The following is a 16,882-nucleotide window of genomic DNA, read 5'->3' as shown; positions in this document are numbered from 1 at the left end:
TCTTAGCAGACCAGCGGCCGGGCGCGCTTCAGGTGGCGCGCCTGGCATCCTTGAAGCGGTAGCCCACGTTCCAGACGGTCTCGATGAGGGGGTTGTCCGCGTCCTCAATCTTGCTGCGGAGTCGGCGGACGTGTACGTCCACCGTGCGTGTGCCGCCCAGGTAGTCGTAGCCCCAGATGCGCTCCAGGAGCATCTCGCGGGTGAAGACGCGGCCGGGGTTGGTGGCCATGAGGTGCAGCAGCTCGTATTCCTTGAATCGGAGGTTGACGCTGCGGCCGCGGAGGCTGACCTCGTAGTTGGTGGGGTTGATTATGAGGTCGCCGACCTTGATTGTCTCGCCGCCGGACTCCGGCTTCGGCCTGTCCGTGGCCCTGAGGACGCGCTTGACCATCTCCTCGGGCCTGGGCGGGCTCACGATGAAGTCCTTGACCTCAAGGGCGGTGTCGAGTGACGCGACCATCCTTTCGGGCACCATGGCGATGGCGGGGACCTCGAGCTGGGCGCAGCGGCGGGCGCAGGCCTTCAGCTCCGCGCGAGGCATCGCCTCGGCATCGATAAGGACAACGTCCTGGGGGTCGTCAGCCTTCAGCGCGTCCAGGTCCTCTTTGCCGGCGACGACGAGCGCGGCGATCCCATGCTCTTCAAGGGCGGCGAGGTAGGCGGGCTGCGAACTCTGGTTGCGGGCCATGTATGAGGGCCGTGAAGTCATCGGTGCCTCGGAGTTCGGTAAAAAGCAGAGTATATCAGAAGCCTGAGCGGCGTCCGAGAATAAAAACGCCTGGGCGGCCGTCGACCCGTGGACCGGACATGGCCTGTCCCGTTTTACAGGGCTGCTACACCCTTTGCATGTGCGTGTGTTTGAAGCCGGTAGGGTATTTCAGCCCGTAAGACAGCGCGCGGTCCATGCCAATGTGGGCCGCCAGAATCAGGCCAATGGAAACTGTGACGCTGCTGTCCAGCAATAGACCGGTCCCCGCGACAGAGCCGGCGAGGAGGTAGTTGTGGCCAAGGTTGTAGGTAACGGTGCCCAGGCGGCTACTCTTAAGAAAGCTGACCATGGACAGGTCAGGGGCGAGGATAAGGGCGGCGAAGAGAATTGGGCCGCCGTCTACGGCGAGAAAGTAGGCCAGGGTGGCGGCCAGGCAGACCGCCGCGCCCTCCAGCTGAAGAACCGCTTTGACCACGCCCTGCCTCCTCGTCGCGTTCCTGATGTCACTGGCGCCCGTTCACCGCTCGATGGGGACGCCGGAGGAGTTGCCCCACTCCGTCCAGGAGCCGTCGTAGACCCTCACGCGCGGGTAGCCGAGGAGTTGTGACAGCACGAACCAGCTATATGAGGCGCGGATGCCGAGCCGGCAGTACGAGATGATCTCCTGTTTCGGCAAAAATCCAGCGTAGAGGCTGCGCAGCTCTTCCAGGGGTTTGAAGCCGCCGTCCTCGCCAACTGCCTCGTCCCATGGGACGTGCAAGGCGCCGGGAATGCGCCCCTTGCGATAGATATCGGACTCCGAATGTCCGGGACGCGATTGCCCGTTGAACTCCTCCGTTGTGCGGGTGTCCAGGAGCTTGAAGGATGGGTTGCCCAGGTTCTGGAGTACGTAGTCCCGCATTGCCCTCAGGCTCCTGTCAGGCGCGCCTGCCCTGTAGACGCGCGCTGGGCGGGCCGGCAGGTCCGTGGTCGTCGGCAGGCCGTCCGCGAGCCACTTGTCTCGGCCGCCGTTCATCAGGCGCACGTCTGAGTGGCTGTAGTACTTGAGCACCCAGAACGCCCACGTCGCAGATCTGTTCCTGCCGTCGCCGTAGAGCACCACGGTTGTGGCATTATCGATGCCGGAGCGGCCCATGAGCTGCTCGAACTGGGCGATATTCGGCACGTCCCGCCTCAGCTGGTCCTCAATGTCCACGTGGACGTCCCAGCCGGCGGCGCCGGGGATGTGGGCCTGGTTATACCCGGCAGCCAGGTCGGTGTTAAGCTCAACGATTATGACGTTAGGGTCGTTCAGGTGCTCGGCAACCCACTGGGTGCTGACGAGCGGGGTGTTATTGCGGTTGGATTGCGTCACGATCGGCTCCTGATTATGGGGTCTGGCCTGCGTTGCTAGCCTGCCACGGACCACTTTTCCACGGCGTAGGGGTTGAGCTCCAGCCCAAGTCCCGGCCGGTCCGGGAACGGCGCCCAGCGGTCGTTCCTGGGCTTCGGCACATCCTTGTACCAGGCTATGTCGGCCTCCAGCTCGTTTTCCCGCGCCTCCACGGCCTTGAAGTTGGGCACCGCGCAGCCAAGGTGGATGTGCAGTAGCTGCCCGGCGTGCGGAGCTACGGGCGTGTTGAAGGCGTGCGCCAGGTGGGCAGCCTTCATCCACTCAGTTACGCCCCCCATGCGACGTGCGTCCGGCTGCAGAATGTCGACCCCGCCCACCGTGAGGAGCTCGCGCAGGCCGGAGAGATTGTATTCATTCTCCCCGGCAGCAATGGGAATGTCCGTTGCGCCGGCGACCTGCGACAGCCCGGAGAAGTCCTCCGGCTGCACGGGCTCTTCAATCCAGCCTACCTGGTACTCCTCGAACTCGCGGGCCATGTAGACGGCCTGCTTGGTGGAGTAAGCGCCCAGCGCGTCGACGTAAAGGGCGACGTTCCAGCCGACGGCCTCCCGCACGGCGGCGACCCGTTCGATGTCCTCGCGCTCGGCGCGGCCGTTGTCCTTTGCCACCTTCATCTTGAGCCGCCGCGCGCCGCGGTCCGTCCATGCTTTCATTTCCCGCGTGAGCTCCGCAACCGGAAGGTTCGATCCGCCGCCGCTGCCATAAAGCTCAACGGAGTCCGAATAGGCCCCGAGCAGTTGGAACAGCGGCAGGCCGAGCGCCTTCGCCTTGAGGTCCCACAAAGCGATGTCCACGGCGGAAAGGGCACACATTGAGGCGCCCTTACGACCGTGGGAGAGCACCGCCCTGTGCATCTCCGCCCATAGCCGCTCGGTGTTGGATGGGTCCTGGTCGAGAAGCACCCTCTTGATGTCGCTCTCAACGATCTGTCGCACCCCTGGGAATGCCTGTCCGAGCCCCAGACCCTCAATTCCGGCGTCCGTCTTGACGTGAACAAATAGCTGTGAGCGGCCTTTGCCGGCCGGGCGGGAAGGGGTCGCCGGCTCAGGGTAGAAGAGGGTGGTGGTCGTAACGTCAAGGATCTTCATCCGGGGCTCCAGTTGGGGTGCGTTAAGGATGCGAGGCAACGGTTTGCAGTATATTCCCGCCCATAGCCGTGGTCAAATCCCGGGCTTTTCAGCTACGGCTGCAGGTATGCTATAATCCTCTTTGCGGGCTTTTTCCAGCCATGCAGACGGAGAGATGGCCGAGCGGTTGAAGGCGCCAGTCTCGAAAACTGGTATGGGGGCAACTCCATCATGGGTTCGAATCCCATTCTCTCCGCCATCACCCGCCTGGAGAGGTGCTAGAGCGGTCGAATAGGCACGACTGGAAATCGTGTGTTGCGGCTTAAACCGTAACCGCGGGTTCGAATCCCGCCCTCTCCGCCAGGTAGCAACAAAACGAGAAGGACCCCAGCGTTGGGGTCCTTCTCGTTTTTGTACAGCCTTAAGCCGGGGCTCGCCTTACTTGGCGGGCTTGGCGGGCTTGCCGGAACCGGGCTTTGCAGCGGGCTTCGCGGCGGGCTGCTTGTGACCAAGCTCGATCGTAATCAAGGCCTATCCTCCTTTAGATTCTTACATCTGGAGTCAATGGGCCATGATACTCAAGGCAGACTAATACCACTGACTCATCTCACAGACACCTGTATAGGCTTACATGAATAATTAAGCATGTCAATAGCCTGCGCACCCTCTTTTTCAATTGGGCCGATCAGACTTACTTCCGCCTCTCGCGGAGCCTCGCCCACACCTCTTCCGGCCGGACGCCCGTGGCAGCCAGCATCACCAGCGTGTGATAGAGCAGGTCGGCGACTTCCCCGGCCAGCTCGTCGTTCTTTCCACGCACCGCGGCGATGGCGGACTCGCCTGCCTCCTCGATGACCTTCTGGGCAATGCGGTCCACGCCTTCCTTGAAAAGGCGCGTAGTGTAGCTCTTCTCGGGCATCGTGACCTTGCGGTCCTGGATGACGGCGTATAGCTCGTCCAGGACCCCGGCGCCGCTTTCGACGTGCGTAGCCTCCGGCATGTCGTCAAGCGGGTTGAAGAAGCACGTGCGGTTGCCGGTATGGCACGTAGGGCCTTCGGGGTCGGCGCGGACCAGGAGTGTATCGCCATCGCAATCGGCGGAGACGGACTTGACCTTGAGGTAGTTACCGGACGTGTCGCCCTTGTGCCAGAGCTCACCGCGGCTGCGGCTGTAGAACCATACGTCCGGGCCTTCAAGCGTCTTCTTGAGGGCAGCAGGGCTCATGTATGCCATAACCAGCACCTCGCCGGTCTTGTCATCCTGCACGACTGCGGGGATGAGCCCCTGCGCATCGAGTTTGATCATAAGATTCCCCTGAGTCCTAGTCGAGGATCGGTCGGACCGGGACGCCGTGTTGCGCCAGGTAGTCCTTGGCGTCCCTGATTCTGAACGTGCCGAAGTGGAAGACGCTCGCGGCGAGCACGGCGTCCGCCTTACCGTCATCCAGCGCCTGGCGGAAGTGGTCGAGCGTCCCGGCGCCGCCGCTGGCGATCACAGGGATGGATACCGACTCCGAGACCGCGCGGGTGTACTCCAGGTCGTACCCCGTCTTCTGCCCGTCGGCGTCCATGCTGGTGATGAGCAGTTCGCCTGCGCCCAGGTAAGCCGCGCGCTGAGCCCACTTGAGGGCGTCTATCCCGACAGGTTTGCGGCCGCCGTGCGTATAGACTTCCCACTTCGACCCGGCATCGAGCGAGAGCGACCTGTCGCCGTTCACTGGCTCGCGCCCGCCGGTATCGCCGGAGATGCGCTTGAAGTCGATGGCGACGACGATGCATTGCGCGCCGAAGAATTTCGAAGCGTCCGAAACTAGGTGCTGGTTGTTGATCGCGGCGGTGTTGAGCGAGACCTTGTCCGCACCCGCGTCCAGCATGCGGCGCGCGTCCTCGATGGACCGGATGCCGCCGCCCACGGTAAGGGGGATGAACACCTTCTCGGAGACCTGCTTCACCACCTCGACCATGGTGTCGCGGGCATCCGAGCTCGCTGTGATATCCAGAAAGACCAGCTCGTCCGCGCCTTCGCGGTCGTAGAGCTCGGCGAGCGTGGCAGGATCGCCGGCGTCGCGGATATCCACAAAGCTGACGCCCTTTACTACGCGGCCCTTGTCCACGTCCAGGCAGGGGATTAAGCGCTTCGTGAGCATTCTATTTCCTGAGCATCAGCATGTAGTAGGTGTCCGAGAACGCCTTCTGCTCCCTCACGCGGTACCCGGCGGAGCGGGCCTTGGAGATGGCGTCATCTTCCGATACGAACTGTTCCGCCTCGGCGCCGTTTACATTCGATGCCCGCCGCTGTCCGAGGATAACCAGCCACCCGCCCTTCTTGAGAACGCGCTTTGTCTCTTCAAGCAGGGCGTCGGGATCGCTGGACTTGCCCAGAGAGAGCACCATGACGGCCCCGTCAAGCGACGCGTCATCCAGGGAGAGCTTGTCGCCCGGTTTGTACACTAGGTGCTGCACATTCCGCAGCTTGATCTTCTCGACGTAGTCGCGAGAGGGCTTGAGGCGTTCGTCGTTGGTGTCTACAGCGAATACCTTGCCGTCGAAGAGATACTTGGCCAGGGTAGGGGTTAGCCCACTCGTGCCGACGCCGATATCGGCCACCTTGTGGTACGGCATGATGGGGATAAGAGAGATAAGCCTGTGCGTGTCCAGTTTGACTGCCAATTTAGAGACCTCTTGATTGTCAATTACATCTATACAATTTGTAGCACGGTGCGCCCGCCGGCGCCACCCGAATCTTACCCTTTGCGCAGGCCGCCGACCGTTTTCACGGCCGCGGCCAGGTCAATATCTCCCGTGTAGATCGCCTTGCCGATGATCGCGCCTTCAACACCCAGCTCCGAGAGTTTCAGAAGGTGCTGGATGGATGATACGCCGCCGGCTACTATCATCCTCAGCCGCGTTTGCCTCAGGAGCGCTTCAATTGCGCCGTAGTTAGGCTCGGTAAGTGTGCCGTCGCGGGTCACGTCCGTATAAATGAAGCGTTTCAGGCCGGCCCCAGAGATGCGGGCAAGCAGTTCGCTCGCCTTCACGGAGCTGCTCTCCGTCCAGCCGTTTACCATGACGACGCCGTTCTTCGCGTCCAGGCTCACTGCGACGGCGTCCGGCCCAAGCTCTGTGCACAGGTGCTCGATAAAGATATTCGTCTCGACGGCAGCCGTGCCGATCAGGAGGCGCTCGACCCCTGCGCCGGTCAGCTCCCGGGCGGCCGCCAGGTTGCGGATGCCGCCGCCCACCTGGACGGGGACGCCGACGGCCAATGTGATCTCCTTGATCACGGCAGTGTTTACCGGCTCCCCGGCCTTTGCGCCGTCAAGGTCCACCACGTGCAGCCGGGACGCGCCTGCGGCGACCCACTGCCGCGCCATGGCTACGGGAGACTCCGAGTACACGGTCTCCTTGCCGTAGTCACCCTGAAACAGCCGAACGCACTTGCCGCCCTTCAGGTCTATCGCGGGAATGACTTCCATGCCGCCTGCTTTCAGGACTCCGCGACAATGCGGACGAAGTTTTCGTAAATCTTGAGGCCCACCTTGCCGCTCTTCTCCGGGTGGAACTGCACGGCGGCCATGCTGCCGCGCGCCGCGGCGCTGCAGAACTCCACGCCGTAGGTGGTTGTCCCGGTCACCATACCCCGGCTTTCGGGGTCGGCGTAGTAGGAGTGAACAAAGTAGAAGTAGGAGTTGTCCGGCACTCCCTCGAATACGGGGTGCTGGCGCTTGAAGCTGACGTTGTTCCAGCCTATGTGGGGGACCTTCAGTCCCTGAGGGAGTCGCTTGACCGTCCCCTGCATTATGCCAAGGGCCGGCACGATGCCCTCCTCCGACGATTCCAGCAATAGCTGGAGGCCCAGGCATACGCCGAGAAACGGCTTGCCGCTGTGTATGACATCTTTAATGGGGTCCACCAGGGAACGGGTCTTGAGCTGCCGCATCGCGGGGTCGTTCGCGCCCTGCCCGGGGAAGACAACCCCCCTCGCTGTCGCCAGGTCGGTGGCGTCGCTCGTTATCTTCGTTCGCGCGCCCACCAGTTCGAGCGCCTTTTGCACGCTCCGCAGGTTGCCGGCGTTATAGTCCACAATGGCGATAAGGGGTTTCATAGCTACGAATATCGTATCACAGTTATGTTGTTCCTCTACCGGTTCAAGGGGAGACCCCGATGAATCGGGGCCCGTACGGCCTCGGAACCCTTACCCCTGCTTCCTCATCTCGCCCGTTGTTATCTCGAACGGTAGGTCTCTGTCCTCTAAACGGGCGAGCATGAACAGGAGGTCGGACAGCCTGTTCAAATAGCGCAGTACCTCCGGGTTCTGCACCTGCCCGGCCTCGCTCAGCGCCACCACCCTGCGCTCCGCCTCGCGCACCAGCGCCCGCGCCAGGTCCAGCGCCCCGGAACCCGCGGATGCGCCGGGAACGATGAACGACTTCGGCATCGTGACCTGGGCGGCAATCTCATCGATTGCCTTTTCGAGGCCCTCAACCATCTGGGCGGTAACTACCGAGAAGCGCTCTTTGAGCAGGTCGTAATGGTCCGGGCTGGTGGCCAGCTCTGTGGCAACGGTGAACATCTCGTGCTGGGTCCTGAGCAGCGTCTCCTTCACCCACGGGTCCGCGCAGAGCGCCCGCGCCATGCCCATTGCCGAAATGGCGGTATCCACCGACCCGTACGAGTCCGTCCTCGGGTCGGCCTTGGAGACGCGGCCCCCGAATAGAAGCCCCGTCTCGCCGCTATCGCCCTTCTTGGTGTAGATGCGCATTCGGTCTCTCCGGCGGCCTGCCTTGAATGTCCAAAGATTATAGCAGCCTGCCGCCGGTTGCCCGTCGCCTTTCTTTCAAACGGACGCCGCCAGCCACTAGCCCACTGTGCCCGCCGCGTGTATCATTCACACCGGCGAAACAATTCTCTCGGCCCAGCAGGGCGGTTAGGAGAGCGACGTGCTTACCTGGCAGATGCGACGAGTTGTGTTGCTGGTCAACAACATCGAAGAGGTTACGGCCTTCTACCGCGATGTGCTTGAGCTCAAGCCGATCTTCAACCTGAAGATTCCCCCTCCCGAGTGGATCGAGTTCAATGCCGGCAACGTGCGGCTGGCGCTGGAGCAGGCATCCGGGATGATGGAGCAGGCCTCCAACTTCATCCAGCTGATGTTCTACGCCGAGGACCTGAACGCAACCCGCGAGGAGCTTATCCGCCGTGGCGTGAAGGTTGGGGAGATCAAGAAGACCAAGGACGGCGAGTTCTTCGACAGCAAGGACCCCGAAGGCCACATCTTCAGGATCTCGAATCGCAAATAGCCATAAAAACGAGATGCCCACCCGGAATCCGGGTGGGCATCTCGTTGACCGCGCTAACCGCGGGCGCTGCTATTTACAATTGCTCGGCCCTGGACGAGGCCGAGCCGGCGGACTTACCGCGTCGATTCCCCGCCCTTGGAATTGCCGCTCGTCATATTCGGCGAGGTGCGCTGCCCCCTGGCGTTGATCTGCAGCGTTTTGGCCTTCTTGGACTCCTGCTTGGGTAAGTGGACCGTCAGGACGCCGTTCTCATAGGTCGTTTCCGCCCTGTCGGTGTCCACCGTGTCCGGGAGCCTGAGCGCGCGGTAGAACGAGCCGCTGCGGCGCTCCCGCATCAGGTACCCTCCCTCCTGCCTCTCCTGCTCCTGCCCAGTCTCGGCCTTGAGGGTCATAATGCCGTCCTCAAGCGTGATCTGCACCTTCTCAGGCTCTACGCCCGGGAGAGAAGCCTTCACTACGATGTTGTCGCCCTCCTGATATACGTCCATCGGCACGGCCCAGGCCTCTCCACCGTCGCTCAATTCGCCGGTATGCCGACCTCGCCAGAGGCGGTTGATCGTGTCGTCCATCCGCCGGAGCTCGGAGATCGGATCGAATCGCTGCATCACCATGTCTCTACCTCCACAGTGCTGATTCTTGAGTCATGCGGGTGACGGGGTTACCTTGCATCCGCATTCTTAATCCAAGAGATCTATTAGTATTACTACTTCGTGCTTGTCAAGAGACTTATAATAAATACTACAACTATAGTCGTCTGTATGGCATAGCCTGCGCCGGAAATACGGCTTTCGGGCACGGGCATAGCCAATTTTCGGCCAAGTATATATACTGCGGAGCCATGACATCCCTTGGGCGCTGGAGCGTACCTGCTGCGCTTTTGGATAGCCTTTTTAAGGCAATCACTTAAGGTATAGAGGGGTTAAACATGGCTGACTACTACGAGGAACTTGGCGTTCCCCGGACCGCTGACGACAAAGAGATTCGCGCGGCGTTCCGCCGGCTGGCCCGCAAGTACCATCCGGACATCGCTCCGAACGATAAGGATGCGGAGGCAAAGTTCAAGAAAGTGAACGAGGCTTACGAGGTGCTCTCGGACGCGGAGAAGCGGAAGAAGTACGACAAGTACGGGGAGCAGTGGAAGCACGCCGACGAGATCGAGGCCCAGCGGTCCGCCTACAGCGCTGCGGGCTCGCCGTTCGGGGTCCGGCGGCCCGGCGCATCCGGGAACGCGCCGTACTCGGACATCGCGGACATCCTCGGCGGGTACGGCCCGCAGGCTGGCCGGAGGTTCCGCACGCGGCCGGTGCAGGTTGATCCCGCCGAAACAAATGTCGAGATCACCCTGGAGGAGGCGTTCAGCGGAACGAAGCTGATGCTCACGGTAACCCTCGGCCCGAGGGAGACTAAAGTGGAAGTGAGTATTCCTGCCGGGGTTGATACAGGGTCTATCGTCAAGGTAACCCCCGCCGGGCAGCAGGTGAACTTGAAGGTGAAGGTGCTGCCGCATGCGCGCTTCACGCGGACCGGCGATGATCTATCGGCGGACCTCGACCTGCCGATGGAGGACGTGATCCTGGGCTGCGAGACAGAGGTGCAAACGCTCACGGGCCGCATCCACCTCAAGGTTGCGCCGCAGAGCCAGAACGGGCAGAGGATAAGGCTTTCCGGGAAGGGCATGCCGAAGCTGGGCGCGCCCGAAACGAAGGGTGACATGTACTTCGTCGTTCGGCCCGCTATGCCGCGCACACTAACCGAAGAGGAGCTGGACCTGGTCCGGAAGCTCAAGGAGCTCCGCTCCGTCAAGAGGTAGAGACGCCCCGGAGGGTCGTCTCTACAGCAAATGATGATGCAGACCTTCGAGGTGAGATATGACGATCCGTGAAAGAGAAGAGATACTTGGCTACGACGAGCCATGCTTCGTAATAAGCGTGGCCGCCCGTATCCTCGGCGTGCAGACCCAGACTCTCAGGTACTACGAGCGGCTAGGCCTGCTGGAGCCGCAGCGCACTTCCGGAAACCAGCGTGTCTACTCGCGCCGCGAGGTGGAGCGCGTACGCCGCATTCGCGAGCTGATGGACGACCTGGGCGTTAACCTTGCCGGCGTAGAGGTGGTCATGAAGCTGCTCGACCGCCTCCAGGAGACCGAGGCGGAGGCAGCGCGCCTTGCCGAGGAGAACGCCAGGCTCACTGCTATTGTCAGTGGAGTAATTCGGTAGAAGCCACACCTTCACCACTGTATACTGTGCGCACGACATAGATAGAAAGCGGTGATCGATGGTTACCCCTGCCAAGCCCACCGGGAAGTGGGACGATCTCCCTCCCGGCTCCGTGGTACTTACCCAGATCCAGTATGCGTGGCTCTGGTCCTCCATGCCCCTCCTGGTCATCCTGATCGTAATGGTCATGTTCAACCCCGAGGTCTTCGCCGTCCTGTTCGCCGTCGTCTCGATAATGATCCTCGTTCCAAAGTTCTTCCAGTGGCGGCGGACTGCCTATGCGCTCACGCCGGAGCTTATGATCTACCAGCGTGGCGGCATACTGAGCACGCGCAGGTACCAGATACCCATGGAGCGCGTCAAGGAAGTGAAGTCGCGACCTGGCATGTTCGGCAAATACCTGGGCTACCAGCACGTAGAAGTCAGGCTGGACAGCGGCGCGCGCGCCAGCTTGATGTACCTGCCGGCCTCGCTGGACGTAGAGGGCCACTTTATGGACCTCATCGCCAAAGCGAAGGCGAAGGCCGGGGCGGAGGGTGGGTCGGCCTCCGGTACGGGCTCCGAAGCCGCGTCTGCCCCCGGCGACCCGAGTGCGCTGCCATCCCCTGAGGCCTCCACGACGGAGTCGGCCGGCGGCGCCGATGATGCAAAGGGCGCGAACGGCAACGCTCCGGGGCCGAAGCAGTCGGACGGCAACGGCGACAAGCGCACGAAGTAGCTACCGGAGGAGCTCTTGGCAACCAACGCAGCCCAATTCACGCTGGTTCGGGCCGGGAAGCTGGTGGACGGCCGCGGCGGCCCCTCGATCGACCGCGGGGCGGCGCTCATCAAGGGCTCGAAACTCGTCGCAGTCGGCCGCGAGCGGGATGTCGTTGCCCCCGATGGGGCGAAGGCCGAAGTCCTCGATTACCCCGGGATGACCCTCATGCCCGGAATGATCGATTGCCACACCCACAACAACGGCTGGGGCGACGGCCGACCCGGCGACGAGCTGGCCTTTTACCCCGACGAAGTGCTCACGCTGCAGGCCGCCCGCAATACCAGGCGGGCGCTGTTCACCGGCGTAACGACGCTGCGCGAGAACGGGCCGAAGAACATGACGATGTTCCGCCTGCGCGACTCCGTGAACGCCGGGGTGACGCAGGCGCCGCGCATGGTGCTGTGCGGCCGCGCCGTGGCGATCATCGGCGGGCACATGGGCTACTTCGGCGGCGAGGTTACCGGACCGAACGAAGCGCGGGCGTATACCTGCCAGCTTATCAAAGAGGGCGCGGACTACATCAAGATCACCGCCACCGGCGGGAGCACGAAGACCTCCTTCAGGCTGCTCCCCTCATTCAACGTGGACGAGCTGCTTGCCATCACGGACGAGGCGCACAAGTTCGGGAAGCTCACCGCCACGCACTGCCTTTCCACCCAGGGGATAGTGAACTCGCTTGACGCGAACGTGGACATGATCATCCATTGCGTCTTCAACGAGACGGACGGCACAAACAAGTTCCGGCCTGAGGTTGTGGAGCGCATCGTCAAGGCGGGGGCCGTCGTCAATCCCACCCTCCACGTCTTCAGGGCGCGCATATGGTCGCTGCTGAACAAGAAGGCGCAGCTTGGAGCGATGACCCCGGACGAGCAGGCGAGGCTGGACCAGGACCGCCGCTACTTTGACGTGCGCATAAAGGACTGCGGCCGCATGATCGAGATGGGCGCGAGGCTCATTACAGGCTCGGACTCGTCCTGGGGCGACTACCAGCTCGGCAACACTCCGTACGAGACGGAGTGCCTCACGATGTCCGGCTACTCCGCGGCGCAGGGCGTGCAGTCGATCACCGGCTGGGCGGCGCAGGCGCTTGGGGTGGATGGAGTCACCGGCACGCTGGAGGCGGGCAAGGAGGCGGACCTGGTGGTCATCGACGGCGATCCCACGAAGGATATCCGCGACCTGTGGAAGGTGAGGGACGTGTTCCTGGCGGGCGGCCGCGTGAACCGGGGCTCCGAGGAGTCCGTCGCGGCCCAGCGGCAGGTCCCCCCGCCGGACTCAGGCTGGTAGTACCGACGCGCCTAGTTGCACAGTCCTGACTGGCCGCCGCCGGTGCCTACTCCGTTCGCGCCGGTCGGTATGCAGATGCGATTCACCAGGCTGGTCTTGCCGTCCTCGATTGCCTGTTTCACCTTTGCGACGGCCTGCGGCGTCACCCACTGCGTCCACTCGCTCTCGTTGGACTTTAGGTACATTATCGCCGCCACCTCCGGCTTGATCCCCGTTCGGCCGGCGGAAATGGTGCTGGAAAGCTCGACGATCTTCTCCTCCGGCGGTGAGACCTTCGTCAGGAACGCGGTAAGGTCCGCGTATTGCGTCTCCATCCCATTTACGATCGCGATTCGCGTTCCGTTCTGCACCGCCGAGAACGCCCCCAGGTCTTTCGCCGTGGCGCTGTTCCCGGAGAGCCACTCCTCGTCCGCCTCCAGCACAAGGTCCACCGTGTTGCTGCCCAGTCCGGTCTGGTAGTCTGCCGGCTCACCCGTGACGATGTCCACGCGGTAGTCATACCCCCACACGAGGATATACCCCGCAAGGGCGTTCACGAACTGGATGCGCTTGTCGTCCCACTGCGCGAGCCGGACGACGCCGACGGCCTCAGCCAGGAGCTGGTTCGCCCCGGGCGTGGAAATGGCGCCGACCACGGGGGGCGATGTGGGGGTCGGCAGGCCGCGGTTTACGACGAGTGGGTCCGATCTCGGGGCGCAGGCGACCGCGATTGCGGCCGCTGCGGCAAGGGTGAGGAGCGCTGCGGCGCTGGTCAATGACTGTCCCTTGATCATCTTTCCCCGCCACTCAAAAGCGGGTCGCCGCCTCCCGCGGCGGACCTGATTTCCTGGGGCCGATTGCCCGCTAGTTACACAGGCTGGAAACAGAGCCCGTCCCCACGCCGTTCGCGCCGCTGGGAATGCAGATGCGGTTCACCAGGCTGGTCTTGCCGTCGGCCATCGCCTGCTTGACCTTGCCGGCGATCTCGGCCGGCACCCACGGCGTCCATTCGGCTTCGTTGTTCTTGAGGTAAACCATCGCGGCGACCTCCGGCTTGATGCCGATGCGGCCGGCGGAGATAGTGCCGGAGATTTCTACGATCTTGTCCTCGCTGGGGGACACCTTCGAAAGGAACGTGGCGCGGTCCGCGTACCTGGTCTCCATCCCGGACACCATGGCGATGCGGGTGCCGTTCTGCACGGAGGAGAAGGGGCCCAGGTCCTTCGCGGCCGCGCCGTTTTCCGAGACCCACTTCTCGTCCGCTTCCATCACTACGTCCACGACGTTGCCGGCAAGGCCCGCCTGGTAGTCGTTGGGCTCCCCATTGACGATATCGACGCGGTAGTCGTAACCCCAGACCATAATGTACCCGGCCAGGGCGTTCTCGAACTGGACGCGCTTGTCGTTCCACTGCGCTAGCCGCACTACAGCGACAGACTCTGCGAGGAGCTGGTTCGCGCCCGGCGTGTTGACGGCGCCGACGACGGGTGGCGAAGTGGGCGTCGGCAGGCCGCGGTTCTGGATGAATGGGTCCTCGCGCGCGCCGCAAGCAACGGCGGTCGCGGCCAGGACCGCGAGTGCGAAAAGAGAGGCAATCCTTCGGAATGAGGTGATATCGCGAAGCATCACGAGCGCCTCCACAAAGAAACTGGGCCTGTTGACACCGGTATCGACGAATATCGTAACTCGTGTGGTCGTGTGGGCGTATTATACGGCACCGTGTTGCCGGAGACGAGATTGCGGGCCATTCGCAGCATGGGTATCATGCTTACCCATAATTACGCGTTGCACAGGAGCCCCGGATGTCCACACGAAACGTCGCCTTCAAGCTCATCAAGGCCGCCCGGCTTATCGACGGTACGGGCGCGCCGCCCCTGGAGCGCGGCGCGGTGCTGCTGGAGGGCGACAGGGTGCGCGCCGTGGGGACGTGGGAGTCGGTCACCGCTCCCGATGGCGCGCAGGTGGAGGAACACGTCTTCGAGGACAAGACGGTGGTCTCCGGCCTCATCGACTGTCACGTGCACCTGAACGGCTTCGGCGACGGACGCACGGGCGACCAGCTCAACACGCTGTCCGACGAGGTGCTGACCCTGCAATCGGCAAAGAACGCGCGAGTGCACCTCTATTCCGGCGTGACGACCGTGCGCGACTGCGGCGCGAAGAACCAGACGACGCTGATGCTCCGCAAGGCGGTGGAGATGGGCGTCACCGTGGGGCCGCGCATGGTGCTGGCCGGCAGGCCCATCGCGATCATCGGCGGGCACCTGGGCTACTTTGGCACCGAGGCGACTGGGGTGGACGAATGCCGCGCCGCGGTGCGGCAGCTTGTTAAGGAGGGAGTCGACTTTATCAAGATCACGGCGACGGGCGGGAGCACGGGGACGTCGCTCCCAACGCGGCCCTCTTTCAACATGGAGGAGATCCGGGCGATTGTGGAGGAGGCGCACAAGTTCGGCAAGCATGTGGCGGCCCACTGCGCGGCGTCGCAGGGCATGGTCAACGCGCTCGAGGGCGGCGTGGATACGATCATCCACGCGTATCACCGCGAGGCGGACGGCGCCTGGAAGTACAGGCCTGAGATATCTGAGCGAATAGCACGGCAGGGCGTATTTGTGAACCCCACGATGCACCAGGGCCGCAACAAGCTCTGGATAATGGACGAGAAGGCGGCGGCGGGCCGTCTCACCCCGGCGCAGGAGGCGGAGCGGCAGGAGGGGTGGCGGAACCACAACATCAAGAAGGAGCACTTCGCGAAGATGCGCCAGGCCGGTGTGCGCATGGTGGCCGGCTCCGACTCGTCGTGGTCCAGCTACCCGATGGGGTCTTTCCAGCTCGAGCCGGACTCCTACGTGGACGCCGGGATGACGCCGATGGAGGCGATAGTCGCCTCGACGAGCGACTCCGCGCGCTCCTGCTGGATAGACGACAGGCTGGGCACGCTGAAGCCGGGCAAGCTGGCGGACATGATCGTCGTCGACGGCGACCCTTCGAAGGACATTCGCGACCTCAGCAAGGTGCGGGAGGTGTTCCTTGCCGGAGAGGAAGTGGACAGGGGCAATTACGTGTAGGGGACGGAATACACTCACCTGGGAGGTAGCATGGGAAAGGTAGTCCTCGGGACGACGATGTCGGTCGACGGGTACATCAACGACCGCAACGGGAGCGTGGATGCTCTGTACACGGACTTCGAAATGCTGCAGGCGAGCGAGCCCATGAAGGAGTCCATCCGAAATACCGGCGCGGCGGTCATGGGCCGGAACACGTTCGGGATGTCGCCGCACCCGGAGTGGTACAACGACAACTACGAATACCAGGCGCCGATATTCGTCCTCACGCACAAGCCGCCCAGCCCGTTGCCGCGCACGACGGGGGATCTGTCGTTCACGTTCGTGACGGACGGGATCGAGAGCGCGGTCCGGCAGGCGAAGGCGGCGGCTGGGGACAAGGACGTGACGATCATCGCCGGCGCGAGCGTGGCGCGGCAGGCGCTGCTGGCACGCCTCGCGGACGAGCTGCACATCGACGTCATGCCCGTGCTACTCGGCGGCGGCCTGCGAATGTTCGATGGGCTGGCGGCGGAGATACGCCTGGAGAGGCTGGCGGTGGTTGAGGTCACGGGCGCAAGGACACACCTCAGGTACAGGGTGGTGAGGTAGGGGTATTAGCGCCCGTGTTGCAGCAGATGACCCCTCCTCTCTCCCTGCCAACGGACATCGGCGTATATCATATCCTTGCCTAATTAGTCCCTACCACCGCGGCATCACATACCGCCGCACCGTCGCCTGCTCCTTTGCGCCCCACGACTGCAGCATGATGTAGCGCAGCGACGCGCCGGCGGCGTGGAGGACGCCTTCCGGGTCGGGAAGCGAGCCCGCGTTGAAGAAGCAGATGGCGACGTGGTCGGTGCTGTGGGTGCGGTTGCGGATGTGGCGCTTGCCGATGGGGAGGTGGCAACGAGGGTGGTTGGGCTATGTGTAACCGATGTGCCCGGTTTGTGAGGAGGACGGAACAGCCGTAGCCCTCACCCTTTGCGCAGAGCCGCAAAGGCCTCTCCCTCGGGAGACCTTTGCGTTACCTCGGGAGGAGAGGGTTTTGGACGAGCCTCTTCAAATTGATGTCATGTTCGGGCGAATTTTTAGCCCCGGCATCCGCCGTCAGGCATGTTTCGAAG

At 63.0% G+C, this 16,882-nt stretch carries 20 protein-coding genes and 2 tRNA genes; 9 read left to right on the top strand and 13 right to left on the bottom strand.

The genetic code is table 11. The features are described from left to right. Nucleotides 1-28: 28 nt before the first annotated feature. The 4 genes from FJ319_06925 to FJ319_06910 form a co-directional block, all read right to left on the bottom strand. On the bottom strand, nt 29-709 hold the full coding sequence (locus FJ319_06925) for a response regulator transcription factor (GenBank protein ID MBM3934019.1): 681 nt from the start codon (nt 707-709) through the stop codon (nt 29-31). Nucleotides 710-833: 124 nt separating this feature from the next. Further along, on the bottom strand, nt 834-1,211 hold the full coding sequence (locus FJ319_06920) for a DUF4260 family protein (protein ID MBM3934018.1): 378 nt from the start codon (nt 1,209-1,211) through the stop codon (nt 834-836). 15 nt (nt 1,212-1,226) lie between these two features. After that, nucleotides 1,227-2,063, bottom strand: a complete 837-nt coding sequence (locus FJ319_06915) for a sulfurtransferase (GenBank protein ID MBM3934017.1) — start codon at nt 2,061-2,063, stop codon at nt 1,227-1,229. A gap of 35 nt (nt 2,064-2,098) precedes the next feature. After that, nucleotides 2,099-3,190, bottom strand: coding sequence for a mandelate racemase/muconate lactonizing enzyme family protein (locus FJ319_06910; GenBank protein ID MBM3934016.1), 1,092 nt, complete (start codon nt 3,188-3,190; stop codon nt 2,099-2,101). Nucleotides 3,191-3,338: 148 nt separating this feature from the next. On the opposite strand from FJ319_06910, the gene FJ319_06905 reads away from it, so the two are divergent. Both FJ319_06905 and FJ319_06900 read left to right on the top strand, forming a co-directional pair. After that, a tRNA-Ser gene (locus tag FJ319_06905) sits at nt 3,339-3,428 on the top strand. Nucleotides 3,429-3,438: 10 nt separating this feature from the next. Beyond that, nucleotides 3,439-3,532, top strand: a tRNA-Ser gene (locus FJ319_06900). Between the two features lie 328 nt (nt 3,533-3,860). Here the strand turns inward: FJ319_06900 and FJ319_06895 are convergent. The 6 genes from FJ319_06895 to FJ319_06870 all read right to left on the bottom strand — a co-directional run bounded on the left by FJ319_06895 (nt 3,861) and on the right by FJ319_06870 (nt 7,931). After that, complete coding sequence (locus FJ319_06895) at nt 3,861-4,613, bottom strand: bifunctional phosphoribosyl-AMP cyclohydrolase/phosphoribosyl-ATP diphosphatase HisIE (GenBank protein ID MBM3934015.1); 753 nt, start codon at nt 4,611-4,613, stop codon at nt 3,861-3,863. Next, nucleotides 4,492-5,316 carry an imidazole glycerol phosphate synthase subunit HisF gene (gene hisF / locus FJ319_06890; protein MBM3934014.1) on the bottom strand — a complete coding sequence of 275 codons (825 nt, stop codon included), beginning with the start codon at nt 5,314-5,316 and terminating at the stop codon, nt 4,492-4,494. Before hisF ends, FJ319_06895 begins: the two co-directional genes overlap by 122 nt. A 1-nt stretch (nt 5,317) precedes the next feature. Then, nucleotides 5,318-5,839, bottom strand: a complete 522-nt coding sequence (locus FJ319_06885) for a methyltransferase domain-containing protein (GenBank protein MBM3934013.1) — start codon at nt 5,837-5,839, stop codon at nt 5,318-5,320. A gap of 74 nt (nt 5,840-5,913) precedes the next feature. Next, nucleotides 5,914-6,645: a 1-(5-phosphoribosyl)-5-[(5-phosphoribosylamino)methylideneamino]imidazole-4-carboxamide isomerase gene (gene hisA, locus FJ319_06880; protein MBM3934012.1), complete on the bottom strand. Its 732-nt coding sequence runs from the start codon at nt 6,643-6,645 to the stop codon at nt 5,914-5,916. 11 nt (nt 6,646-6,656) lie between these two features. Beyond that, complete coding sequence (gene hisH, locus FJ319_06875; GenBank protein MBM3934011.1) at nt 6,657-7,274, bottom strand: imidazole glycerol phosphate synthase subunit HisH; 618 nt, start codon at nt 7,272-7,274, stop codon at nt 6,657-6,659. A gap of 90 nt (nt 7,275-7,364) precedes the next feature. Next, nucleotides 7,365-7,931, bottom strand: coding sequence for a cob(I)yrinic acid a,c-diamide adenosyltransferase (locus tag FJ319_06870; GenBank protein MBM3934010.1), 567 nt, complete (start codon nt 7,929-7,931; stop codon nt 7,365-7,367). Nucleotides 7,932-8,109: 178 nt separating this feature from the next. Here FJ319_06870 and FJ319_06865 point away from each other — a divergent pair, with 178 nt between their 5' ends. Then, nucleotides 8,110-8,469: a hypothetical protein gene (locus FJ319_06865; protein MBM3934009.1), complete on the top strand. Its 360-nt coding sequence runs from the start codon at nt 8,110-8,112 to the stop codon at nt 8,467-8,469. A gap of 113 nt (nt 8,470-8,582) precedes the next feature. Here FJ319_06865 and FJ319_06860 read toward each other — a convergent pair whose 3' ends face one another. Next, nucleotides 8,583-9,080, bottom strand: a complete 498-nt coding sequence (locus tag FJ319_06860; GenBank protein ID MBM3934008.1) for an Hsp20/alpha crystallin family protein — start codon at nt 9,078-9,080, stop codon at nt 8,583-8,585. A gap of 314 nt (nt 9,081-9,394) precedes the next feature. On the opposite strand from FJ319_06860, the gene FJ319_06855 reads away from it, so the two are divergent. The 4 genes from FJ319_06855 to FJ319_06840 all read left to right on the top strand — a co-directional run bounded on the left by FJ319_06855 (nt 9,395) and on the right by FJ319_06840 (nt 12,732). After that, nucleotides 9,395-10,279, top strand: a complete 885-nt coding sequence (locus FJ319_06855) for a J domain-containing protein (protein ID MBM3934007.1) — start codon at nt 9,395-9,397, stop codon at nt 10,277-10,279. A gap of 82 nt (nt 10,280-10,361) precedes the next feature. After that, nucleotides 10,362-10,685: a MerR family transcriptional regulator gene (locus tag FJ319_06850; GenBank protein ID MBM3934006.1), complete on the top strand. Its 324-nt coding sequence runs from the start codon at nt 10,362-10,364 to the stop codon at nt 10,683-10,685. A gap of 58 nt (nt 10,686-10,743) precedes the next feature. Further along, nucleotides 10,744-11,403 carry a hypothetical protein gene (locus tag FJ319_06845; GenBank protein ID MBM3934005.1) on the top strand — a complete coding sequence of 220 codons (660 nt, stop codon included), beginning with the start codon at nt 10,744-10,746 and terminating at the stop codon, nt 11,401-11,403. A gap of 15 nt (nt 11,404-11,418) precedes the next feature. Then, nucleotides 11,419-12,732, top strand: a complete 1,314-nt coding sequence (locus tag FJ319_06840) for an amidohydrolase family protein (GenBank protein MBM3934004.1) — start codon at nt 11,419-11,421, stop codon at nt 12,730-12,732. An 11-nt stretch (nt 12,733-12,743) separates the two neighbouring features. Here FJ319_06840 and FJ319_06835 read toward each other — a convergent pair whose 3' ends face one another. Continuing rightward, on the bottom strand, nt 12,744-13,487 hold the full coding sequence (locus FJ319_06835) for a hypothetical protein (protein MBM3934003.1): 744 nt from the start codon (nt 13,485-13,487) through the stop codon (nt 12,744-12,746). Between the two features lie 88 nt (nt 13,488-13,575). After that, nucleotides 13,576-14,337 carry a hypothetical protein gene (locus FJ319_06830; GenBank protein MBM3934002.1) on the bottom strand — a complete coding sequence of 254 codons (762 nt, stop codon included), beginning with the start codon at nt 14,335-14,337 and terminating at the stop codon, nt 13,576-13,578. Nucleotides 14,338-14,513: 176 nt separating this feature from the next. On the opposite strand from FJ319_06830, the gene FJ319_06825 reads away from it, so the two are divergent. Together FJ319_06825 and FJ319_06820 are read left to right on the top strand one after the other, a co-directional pair. Continuing rightward, nucleotides 14,514-15,779: an amidohydrolase family protein gene (locus FJ319_06825; GenBank protein ID MBM3934001.1), complete on the top strand. Its 1,266-nt coding sequence runs from the start codon at nt 14,514-14,516 to the stop codon at nt 15,777-15,779. A gap of 30 nt (nt 15,780-15,809) precedes the next feature. Beyond that, the gene (locus FJ319_06820; protein MBM3934000.1) at nt 15,810-16,367 is read left to right on the top strand and encodes a riboflavin biosynthesis protein RibD; all 558 of its coding nucleotides are present in this window, start codon (nt 15,810-15,812) and stop codon (nt 16,365-16,367) included. Nucleotides 16,368-16,882 lie beyond the last annotated feature (515 nt).

The sequence above is a fragment of the SAR202 cluster bacterium genome (assembly GCA_016872355.1).
Lineage (GTDB): Bacteria > Chloroflexota > Dehalococcoidia > Lucifugimonadales > VGZY01 > VGZY01.
This window is presented reverse-complemented; position numbering and strand designations above follow the sequence as displayed.